We start from the raw sequence: 10,299 nt of genomic DNA, 5'->3' as shown, positions 1-10,299 counted from the left end.
TACAGCTTCTGAAAACTACTAAGCCGCGCCCTTACACGAGGTAACTTTCGTTCTAGATAAGCCAATTCCTCTTGGGTTTCCAAGATTAATTGGCTAAGCATTCCCCCAGATATTTCGCCTCTTGAAACGCTTGTAAATCTTCTGGATTTTTGACTCGGGAGATTTGAGTTATCAGTTCCGTGCGGGTCATTCCTAAACGGGCTGCTACCTGATTTAGGTTCTCCCAATCCTCTGGTTCGATCCGTATCCCCACACTGATCGTCTTCTTGTCTGATTTCGGTCTGCCGCGCTTCTTCTCCATTCCCCGTCGTATTTTCCATTGAGCATTCCTTTGAATTATCGCATAAGCAGAAATTGCCTCTTGACAGAATTATTGCACAACCTAAAATAAAATAACTGCCAAACAAAAAATAAATTGGCAGCCAAACAGTAAACAAAGTTCCTTGCAGGCGATCGCTAATTTAGAGCGCAGCGATCGCCCTTCATGAAGACATTACCCAGATTTTGACAATGAAACACTCCGACTGGCTGCGCCTTCAATCAGAAGGCGAGAACATCTGTGCAACCATGCGCCAACAGGGATACAAATGCCACAAACAGACCCGACGCTTATCCTGGAAACTTTGCAAAGAGGGTCAGGACGATTACATTCTCATATTCGCACCAGCACCCATCAGCGATTGGACTTTAATCCCCAACAAGACCAACCCCGAACGGCAACAGCTTTGGCAACTGATTGAGCGCACCTTAACCAACATCCGAAGAGAAGTCATAAAAACTCCCCAAGAACTGCGTTCACCAGTTGAAGACTACTCCCGTCCTTGGGCAATTATCCGACATCTACCCGATGCCCGACGGTATACAGTAGCCCGGTTTGCCAATCGTCAGGACGCAGAAGATCATCGACGCTTTCTCAACCGCTTCATCCCTGCTGTTAAATTTGAAGTTCTCTTTGATATTCCTGATGAACAGCTTCAACGCACAAGTTACAAAAAAGAAGATTAAATTCACATCTTAGATTGACGTTCTCAATTCCCTTACCCCCTCAACCCCCCTTGGTAAGGGGGGAGTGGAAAGAGAAACTTTTAATTCTTGGGAGAAGTCAATTTCCACCTCTTGTCCCCCCCTTAATAAGGGGGGCTAGGGGGGTCAGAATTTGACGGTTTACAAGAGATTTATTAAACACAAAATCAAGCAAACATGACTACCTTATTTCGCCGCATCAACCCCGCCCAAAAATTCCGTATCACCAAACACCAAATTGCCAAATTATTGAAAATTCCCTCTTCACTCATTGTAAAAATCGAATCCTGGCTCTATATCGTGTTTGTCCACCGCCTCGACAAAGGAGGACAATTTATCAGTTACCGCCAGATAGAACACTGGAAAAATGCCGTTGCCTGCCAACTCCAAAAATGCTTGACTCAAGAACAGCTACAACAGGTATGGACTGCCGTTGAATTTGATCATACAAAACATCAACAACAATACGCTGATTCTATCCTCCCATTCCTGAAAAGAATTAGGGCAAAATGTCAAGAATCTATTACCACAAAATCACAAATAGATACCAGGCCCGTTGAGCAAACCACAAAGCGCGATCGCCCAGCTGCGTGGTTAGCGCACCATGCTACGCAAACGCTAATGAGCGATCGCACCAGATGAAGAGTTACTGTAACACTGGGCTTATTGAGACGCTCCATAACCAGCCTGTTTGGCTGAATCTACATCTGCAAAACACTTCTCTGGCTTAATTGTTTTATATTGAGGGGACTTGGTGGTCAGGTAGATTTTGCCAAGTTTTTTACTGGTGACAGCCTTAACGGGGCTATCTGTAGGACAATCCGTTCCTTTAGGAGCAATTCCCAATTTTTGTGTTGATGCAGATGTCGGAGAAGAAGCTGGGCTAGGTGAACTTTCAGCAGTAGTCGGTGAGGGAGGCGAGGAATTATTATCAGCCGACTCGTCAGATTTTTTATTACAGCTAGAGAGGGTTAGAACTGCGAATAGGGCTAGTGCAACTAGCCCGAAACGTGAAGAAAAACGACGGTTCATAGGGTTCCTATGTTTGATTCAATAAACATCTGTGTGTCAGAAACTATACAGCATATCTTATCTCCCAAGTGTTAGGGGTGCCGTATCTACAATTTGAAACAGCTTGTTTACTTTACTGCTGACCGTTAAGTTTGGCTATTGCAGCACAACGCGATCGCACAGCAAGAGCACCCCCTAGCTTCGGCTATAGGCTCTCGCGGAGTACACCCCAAGGGCGATCGCATTGAGTACGATAGGCTCAGGAGGGAGTTCTCAGGTGTATCCACATCCCGATATTATCCTTACAAATTTCACTGGATTAGCTTCAAGATGCTACAAGTAGGACAGGTACTGCGCGATCGCTATCAACTCGAAGAGCAATTAGGACAGAATGCCGGTCGTCAGACTTGGTTGGCAAACGATTTAGCGCAGCAACCACCTGAGCCAGCCATTGTAAAGCTCCTGGCATTTGGTGACCAAGTTCAGTGGGATAACCTCAAACTGTTTGAGCGAGAAGCCCATGTTTTAAAGCAACTTAACCATCCTCAAATTCCCAAGTACCGCGATTATTTTTCGATCGATGACCGCATCCTTTGGTTTGGCTTAGTCCAAAATTATATTCCCGGTTCTTCCCTCAAAGAATTGCTGACTCAGGGACGGAGATTTTCTGAACAAGAGGTGCGAAAAATTGCCACAGATGTGTTGCAAATTTTGATTTATCTGCACCAACTTAGTCCTGCTGTCCTCCATCGCGACATCAAACCCAGCAACTTAATTTTGGGAGCGGATGAGAAGATTTATTTGGTGGATTTTGGTGCCGTGCAAGACCGAGCAGCAACTGAGGGAGCAACCTTTACAGTCGTTGGCACTTATGGCTATGCTCCAATGGAACAGTTTGGAGGTCGGGCTGTTCCTGCCTCTGATCTTTATGCCTTGGGAGCAACTTTAATTCATCTACTCACAGGAACTCCGCCTGCCGACCTACCCCAGAAAAATATGCGGATTCAGTTTAGTGACAGAGTCAGCCTAAAGCCTCATTTTGTACGCTGGATTGAAGGGCTTACAGAACCGGATGTTGAGCAACGATTTAGTACCGCTCACCAAGCTTTAGACGCTCTCAACAATCGCAGTATTCCTAATTCTTTTATCCCTGTCCACCAACCCTATGGGAGCCGAATTCTATGTCAAAAATCTCCCACTCAACTCGATATAAAAATTCCAGGGCGAGGAATCAAAGCGTCAGACACTTTCTTACTATTTTGGGTACTCGTTTGGTATGGTGGAACTTTCCCCATAGGATTGTTGACTTTGAATGCAATTATCTTGCTATTTTGGATAGCTGGTTTGTTGCCACTGGGTATGGTGCTATTGCCAGCTTTCGGAGAAATTAATATCCGATTTTACCGCAATTATTTTATAGTAAAGTGGAAATTATTGGGTCTATGCTATCGACAAGTTCAGGGAAAAACGTCAGCAATTCACCGTGTTTGCAAGAGTGATGAATCGATAACCATTAATGGTAATCCCCTGGCTAGCGTTGTTCTCCAAGCGGGTGTGCAAGAATACAAATTTGGTGCGATTGCTCCACCTCTGGCTGAACTAGAACGCGAATGGCTGGTTCAAGAAATTAAAGATTGGTTAGGAATAAAATAGTTTGGAAAATTAAATAATAAGAGAAAGGGTAAGCTGTTGTGAGTTGAATTAAGCAGTTAGGTGTCAGCCTTTTTCTTGTGGGATGGGCATCCTGCCCGTCCGAGTTATGCAATCTTTTATAGCGATTAGCTTAGTCCTTTTTTTGTATAAACCACAAAGTCAGAGAGTTCGCAGAGTATAGAACAAGAGACAATTCAGAAATAAAGCAGGTTATAGAGTTGGATGTTGGTGTCAGTGGCTCCCAAATCATTTGTATAGATACTTGACTAAATCAGCAAAATGTGAAGCCGATAATTGATACTGCTGAACTCAACGAATGGATAGCTTACGAACCCATAGTCAAGGTAAGGTAAGTCTATTCTTGCAGAAGGCTATGGCACTCAAAAATCTTATTCCACTCGTCCTTTTGCTCTTTGTACCCATTTCGATCGCGGCTGATGTATTGAGTTGGGGTGAAGAAGCTGTTTTTTTGACCTCCACACTCGCTATCATTCCTTTGTCGATTTGGCTGTCCACGGCAACCGAAAAGGTGGCGGTGGTTACGGGGCCGTCGGTGGGAGGCTTGGTTAATGCGCTGTTTGGCAACGCAACGGCACTGATTATTGCTCTAATGGCGCTGCGTCAAGGACTGGTGGATATTGTCGAAGCGAGTATCACAGGCAGTATCCTTAGTGCGCTGCTTCTGTTGTTAGGTTTAGCGATGCTTGCCGGGGGTTTGCGTTACAAAGAGCAAGTGTTTAAGCCTATTTTGGCAAAGGTGAATGGTTCATCCATGACACTGGCAGCGATCGCGATCGCACTGCCGACGATGGTGATTGATACTTCCAATATTGTTGATGCTACGGCGATTCGCAATCTCTCCCTCGTGGTTTCGGGGATACTGATTGTGGTCTATGGCTTGACGCTGCTGTTTTCCCTTAAAACTCACAGTTATCTCTATGATGTCGGATTATCCGATGAAGAGATGGATGAGGTTGCCACTTTTCCCGAATCAGAATCATCCCACAATAAGAATCGCTCTAAATTATGGCTGTGGATTGGTGTCCTGTTGGCTTCTACGATTGCGGTTGCTTTTGAATCCGAAATGTTTGTCGGTGTCATCGAGTCTCAAACCCAGCGTTTTGGACTGACTCCCTTGTTTACCGGTGTGATTTTGCTGCCGTTGATTAGTGATGTGGCAGGGTACGTCATCGTCGTGAGGTTGGCGCTGAAAAATCAAATGGATTTAACCGTTTCCACAGCAACGGGTGATAGTCTACTGGTGGCTCTATTCGTTGCTCCCGTGCTAATTTTTGTGGGTCAAGCGATGGGTCAACCGATTGACCTCAACTTCAATACCTTTGAAGTGATTGCTTTAGCGATCGCTGTCATGGTTACCAATATCATCTGCTTTGGCGGACGGTCAAACTGGTTGGATGGAACTCTTTTGTTGGCAACTTACCTGATTCTGGGAGTGGCTTTTTACTATCATCCCGCTTGAACCCGTTGGCTCATCCCTGTTTTGTCAAACACTGAGAAAGATAAGAAACGCGATCGCTCTCAGTTTCTCTCAAAATCTGCTTCTTCTAATTTCTCCATTTAATCAAAAGTAGCGGCTGCTGGTCTAAATGTTTTAGCGATCGCCCTGCAAGCAGTAAATCATAAGCTAGTTCTTTAAGCTTCGATTTCAGTCCCCGGTAACGCTAACAAATCCGTTACTCCAGGATCGTAACCGCACTGGCTCAATAAAGTGGTGACTTGACCTCGATGGTGGGTTTGGTGATTAAAAAAGTGTGTTGCGGCGTGCCACAGAGGATAAACAAACTCTCGACGCTTGACCACACTGGTAAACTTTAAGGGTTGAGCTAACTGCTCTTCAGTCAGGGAATCGACCCAGGCACTAATTTCTTGGTCGGTTTTTTGACGTTCTTGACGCAAGGGTTCAAACTCGGCAAACAGTTCCTGAGTTAGGGAAGTATACTCAACAGGCTGATCCTTGAAGCGCCCCAACCAGAGCTTATCCGCTAACAGAATGTGGTTGAGAGTGCCGTGAATTGAGCCAAAGAAAGCCCCCCGATCTTCTTTGCGGACGGCATCGGGAATTTTGCTACATACGTCAAAAAGTCGCTCGTTCATCCAAGCATTGTACTGAGACATTCTTTGGAAGTAGTCAGTTGTTTTCATGGGTGCCTTCAGGTTTCGGACTCTACCTGGAAAAAGCCTACAACAACGATATAGGAGTTACAAAGTGGCCTAGAGCAGCGATTTCAAGACGCACTCAGCTCATCGGCATACAACATTGCATAGCTTGGACGGGCAGGATGCCCATCCCACAAGAAAAAGGCTGAATCCTAACTCCCAAATTTGCACAACAGCTTACTCCAGAAATCAAGAGACTTGACTGCATAAGAACAGAGGTGACGAGAGATAAGTACAAGTAAGGTACCGAGTCACCCTTGGCGCTTGCGACAACTTACTTTGGCGTAAATGCTCGCCACTGATGACTACGTTACAGTTTTGACAACCAAGCAGTCTAAACAGGCACAGTGAGTAACACTAGGGAATCACAGCCCGAAACCTTTAGCTCTACCCTCACGTTTCGATTCAACAAACTCCTACTCAGGCTGATGGGGAACTATGAAGTACAACACAATATATAGAGCGATCGCCCTTCTAGCAACAACCACTGTACTAGGACAACTCACTGTTGCTTGCAACTCTTCCCAATCCGGGAATGCACCTCCACAACAGGAAATGGCACCATCGCAACAGCAGTTACGTGCTGTTACACCAGCTGCTAAACAATTAGCTAAACCGGCCTCAGCACCTATTGCGCGATCGCCCACGATAACTCAAGACTCCTCTCAAAAGAGCGAAGTTCCAGAGCCATCCAACCGTGAGGCATACGATCGCATTGATGAAAATCCATTTCTGAGAGTTAGCAACAATCCCCTCTCTACCTTTTCCATCGATGTCGATGCTGCCTCCTACAGCAACGTCCGGCGCTTTATCAATGAGGGTAAGCTACCCCCTAAAGATGCTGTGCGTATCGAAGAACTGATTAACTACTTCCCCTACGAATATCCCCAGCCAGAAGGCGATCGACCCTTCTCCGTCAGTACAGAAATCTCACAGGCTCCCTGGAATCCCGACCATCGATTAGTTCACATTGGTTTGCAAGGAAAAAAGATTTCTACGGAGAATTTACCCCCTAGTAATCTGGTGTTTTTGTTGGATGTTTCCGGTTCTATGGAGGAGCCAAACAAACTCCCCTTGCTGAAATCAGCTTTCCGGCTGCTAGTTAACGAATTAAGACCGAATGATAAAGTCAGCCTTGTTGTGTATGCTGGAGCCGCCGGTGTGGTTTTACCCCCAACCCCAGGTAACCAAAAAGACAAGATATTCGATGCTATTGAAAAGCTACAGGCAGGCGGTTCTACTGCCGGGGGAGAAGGAATTCAACTCGCTTATAAGTTAGCTAAAGAAAATTTCATTCAATCAGGAAACAACCGCATCATTCTAGCCACCGATGGGGATTTCAACGTTGGGACATCCAGCGATTCTGAACTGGTAAGCCTGATCGAACAGAAACGCGAGGAAGGCGTGTTTTTAACCGTTCTGGGTGTTGGGATGGGAAATCTCCAAGATTCCAAGATGGAGAAACTTGCGAATAAAGGTAACGGCAACTATGCTTACCTCGACAACATGCTAGAGGCGAAAAAAGTTCTGGTCAAAGAAATAGGGGGAACCCTATTGACGATCGCCAAAGACGTAAAACTTCAAGTAGAATTCAATCCAAGCAAAGTTCAAGCCTACCGTCTGATAGGTTACGAGAATCGGATGCTGCGGAACGAAGATTTCAAAAATGATAAAAAAGATGCAGGGGAGTTAGGGGCAGGGCATTCAGTAACAGCACTCTATGAAATTATTCCGATTGGGGTTAAGAGTGATGTGAAGGTATCCGATGTTGACTCCTTGAAATATCAAAAAACTGTTCAAAACGCAGCATCTGGAAGTAACGAATTAATGCAGGTAAAATTACGCTATAAAGCACCGAATCAGAATAATTCTCAATTGCTCACTTCTCCAGTGGTTGACCGAGGGATGAAACTAGAAGATGCCTCAACCAACTTTAAGTTTTCTGCTGCTGTTGCCGAGTTTGGCATGGTGTTGCGAGGTTCTCAATACAAAGGCAAAGCCAATTTTGATGATATTTTGAAGCTGGCTAATCAGTCGCAGGGAGATGATTTGGACGGTTATCGAGCTGAGTTTATCCGTTTGGTTACACGCTCTAGGTCAATAACTGCAACGGAATAAATGAAAACTTATCATTTCTCTTTTGAGGAACTACATTTAGATCCCCCCACCCCCCTTAAAAAGGGGGGAGTAAGAAAGAGATTAGTTACAAAACAACAAAGAAATATATAAAAACAGGAGATTGTTCATGCTACTCAAACTTTTACTTCCGATGACGGCAATGGCTACCCTCAGTCTTAGCTTGAACGGCTCGGTTTTCGCTCAAACTCCTTCAGAAACACTTGTCCGTCGTGCGGTATCGGAAACGCCCTCAGTATCAAAAGAGGCAATTATCCAGCTACGCGCCCAAGGTTCAACCGGACTCCAAGCGTTCCTCGAAACTTATGGTAAGCAACTATCCTCCACAACCAATCCTCAACTAAGAGCCGCATTAGACCAACTTTGCCAGCAGCGAGACTGTTATGCTTCTCGCTTGTATTGGTATACCGATTTGGAACAGGCGAAAGCAGCGGCAAAAGCCAGTGGTAAACCGATTCTCTCCTTGCGATTGTTGGGTCGATTAGATGAAGACCTCAGTTGTGCGAATAGTCGGTTTTTCCGAGTTTCCCTGTATCCCAATGCAGAAGTTTCCAAACTACTGCGCGATCGCTTTATCTTACACTGGCAGTCCGTCCGCCCTGCACCAAAAGTAACGATTGACTTTGGAGATGGTCGCCAGCTAGAACGTACCCTTACAGGAAATAGCATTCATTACATCTTAAATGCCGAAGGGCGACCCATCGACGCTCTCCCTGGATTGTACGGCCCGCAAGCGTTTGTCCGTCGTCTAGCACAGGCGGAGAAAGTCGTTAAGGAGTCTAGTAAACTGACGGGTTCACAACAGGATAACCTCTTGCGTCAATATTACCGCGATCGCATTGCCGCCATTCAATCCAACTGGAAAGGCGACTTAACAAAATTGGGAATATCACCCCCCACCGGACTCGCTAATATTCGCGGCAATCAGCCTACAGCGGAAGAAGCCGCTCCAAGGGCATTGTCTAAAATGGCAGTGGAGAGGCCAATTCTTTCTTCAATATCCCGCAATCAACAAGCCCTAACAACAGCAACCGATCAAAAAGCTTGGGCATCGATTGCCGAACTCCACGCGCAAGATGCACACCTCGACAGCAACAGCCAAACCCTAATGCGGAGTAAAAACCCCAAAGTTTTTAGTCTATCGGGTTCAGAAAATGACCCCCTCCAGCCCGTCATCCGCAAATTTGAATCATTAATGGCTCTGGATACGGTTCGCAACGAATACCTACTCCAGCCTCAAATCTATGAATGGTTACTGAATTCCCCATTCAACAATGTTGAAAACCTCAATGAACTAGTTTATAGCCAACTCTTCCTCACACCCAGTTCCGACCCCTGGTTAGGACTAGCTCCCAATGATGCCTATACAGCCATTGAAAATGAGGGAGTCGTTAAGAAGTAAGAAAAATGGGGAAAACTTGAGACTTATTCGGGTGCATACGAACCGAATTATAGACATTCTAAACGATATCTAAATTCTCTCTTCCCTTCTATTCTCCGTGTTCTCTGTGCCTCCGTGGTTTGTTATCGTTCACAAATCCAATAGGATGACGATATGGATAGTATCAACCAAAACCCTAATCATTCCTTACATCACAACCCTAACAGCAACTATCCTGTATTTTCCGAACTCGGCTATCAAATTCAGCAAGAGCTAGGACATAACAAAACCGGAGGGCGAGTAACTTACCGAGCAATCAGCACAGAGACTCAGCAACCTGTAGTGATTAAGCAGTTTCAGTTTGCTAAAGCTGGCGCGAGTTGGTCAGGCTACGACGCTCATGAGCGAGAAATCGTACTCTTACAACAACTCGATTTCCCCAGTATTCCCAAATACCTTGATTCCTTTGAAAGCTCTGATGGATTTTGCTTAGTCCAAGAATATAAGAAAGCCCCTTCTTTAGCGCAGCAGAAACCGTTCACGCCTGAAGAAATCAAGCAAATTGCTGTAGCTGTTTTAGAAGTTTTAGTCTACTTACAACAACAAAATCCACCTATCATTCATCGGGATATTAAACCAGAAAATATTTTGGTGGAACGTTCCCAACCCCTCAAGGTTTATTTAGTCGATTTTGGGTTAGCACGTCAAGGTGGTGCAGATGTAGCCGCTAGCAGTGCAGTGAAAGGCACCTTAGGTTTTATGCCACCCGAACAGATGTTTAATCGCCAGCTCACCGAAGCATCTGACTTATATAGTTTAGGCGTGACACTCATCTGTTTGCTAACTCAGACACCATCGGCTGCAATTGGTAATTTAATTGATGAACAGTGTCGAATCAACTTTAAGCACTTAGTGCC

General features: G+C 45.3%; 10 protein-coding genes. 7 read left to right on the top strand and 3 right to left on the bottom strand.

The window, feature by feature from the left end; genetic code table 11:
• Window positions 1–320, bottom strand: a 320-nt coding sequence (locus tag V6C93_RS32775; RefSeq protein ID WP_333480875.1) for a hypothetical protein, incomplete at its 3' end; no start/stop codon positions are given.
• 190 nt (window positions 321–510) lie between these two features.
• Here V6C93_RS32775 and V6C93_RS32770 point away from each other — a divergent pair.
• Together V6C93_RS32770 and V6C93_RS32765 are read left to right on the top strand one after the other, a co-directional pair.
• Window positions 511–1,005: a hypothetical protein gene (locus tag V6C93_RS32770; protein WP_333480874.1), complete on the top strand. Its 495-nt coding sequence runs from the start codon at window positions 511–513 to the stop codon at window positions 1,003–1,005.
• 195 nt (window positions 1,006–1,200) lie between these two features.
• Window positions 1,201–1,665 (top strand): hypothetical protein, encoded by a 465-nt coding sequence (locus tag V6C93_RS32765; protein ID WP_333480873.1) that lies wholly within the window; start codon window positions 1,201–1,203, stop codon window positions 1,663–1,665.
• A gap of 21 nt (window positions 1,666–1,686) precedes the next feature.
• On the opposite strand, the gene V6C93_RS32760 is transcribed toward V6C93_RS32765, so the two are convergent.
• Window positions 1,687–2,055, bottom strand: a complete 369-nt coding sequence (locus V6C93_RS32760) for a hypothetical protein (protein WP_333480872.1) — start codon at window positions 2,053–2,055, stop codon at window positions 1,687–1,689.
• Between the two features lie 309 nt (window positions 2,056–2,364).
• Here V6C93_RS32760 and V6C93_RS32755 point away from each other — a divergent pair, with 309 nt between their 5' ends.
• Together V6C93_RS32755 and cax are read left to right on the top strand one after the other, a co-directional pair.
• Complete coding sequence (locus V6C93_RS32755; RefSeq protein ID WP_333480876.1) at window positions 2,365–3,687, top strand: serine/threonine-protein kinase; 1,323 nt, start codon at window positions 2,365–2,367, stop codon at window positions 3,685–3,687.
• A gap of 373 nt (window positions 3,688–4,060) precedes the next feature.
• Window positions 4,061–5,167, top strand: coding sequence for a calcium/proton exchanger (cax, locus tag V6C93_RS32750; protein WP_349262911.1), 1,107 nt, complete (start codon window positions 4,061–4,063; stop codon window positions 5,165–5,167).
• Between the two features lie 173 nt (window positions 5,168–5,340).
• Here cax and V6C93_RS32745 read toward each other — a convergent pair whose 3' ends face one another.
• Window positions 5,341–5,850, bottom strand: a complete 510-nt coding sequence (locus tag V6C93_RS32745; RefSeq protein ID WP_333480870.1) for a DinB family protein — start codon at window positions 5,848–5,850, stop codon at window positions 5,341–5,343.
• A 453-nt stretch (window positions 5,851–6,303) separates the two neighbouring features.
• On the opposite strand from V6C93_RS32745, the gene V6C93_RS32740 reads away from it, so the two are divergent.
• The 3 genes from V6C93_RS32740 to V6C93_RS32730 all read left to right on the top strand — a co-directional run.
• Entirely contained in the window at window positions 6,304–7,983 is a 1,680-nt protein-coding gene (locus tag V6C93_RS32740; protein ID WP_333480869.1) for a VWA domain-containing protein, read from the top strand.
• Between the two features lie 127 nt (window positions 7,984–8,110).
• The gene (locus V6C93_RS32735; RefSeq protein ID WP_333480868.1) at window positions 8,111–9,403 is read left to right on the top strand and encodes a hypothetical protein; all 1,293 of its coding nucleotides are present in this window, start codon (window positions 8,111–8,113) and stop codon (window positions 9,401–9,403) included.
• Between the two features lie 153 nt (window positions 9,404–9,556).
• Window positions 9,557–10,299 (top strand): serine/threonine-protein kinase (locus V6C93_RS32730; RefSeq protein ID WP_333480867.1); only part of this gene is annotated, 743 nt, incomplete at its 3' end.

The sequence above is a fragment of the Allocoleopsis sp. genome (assembly GCF_036703385.1).
Classification (GTDB): domain Bacteria; phylum Cyanobacteriota; class Cyanobacteriia; order Cyanobacteriales; family Coleofasciculaceae; genus Allocoleopsis.
This window is presented reverse-complemented; position numbering and strand designations above follow the sequence as displayed.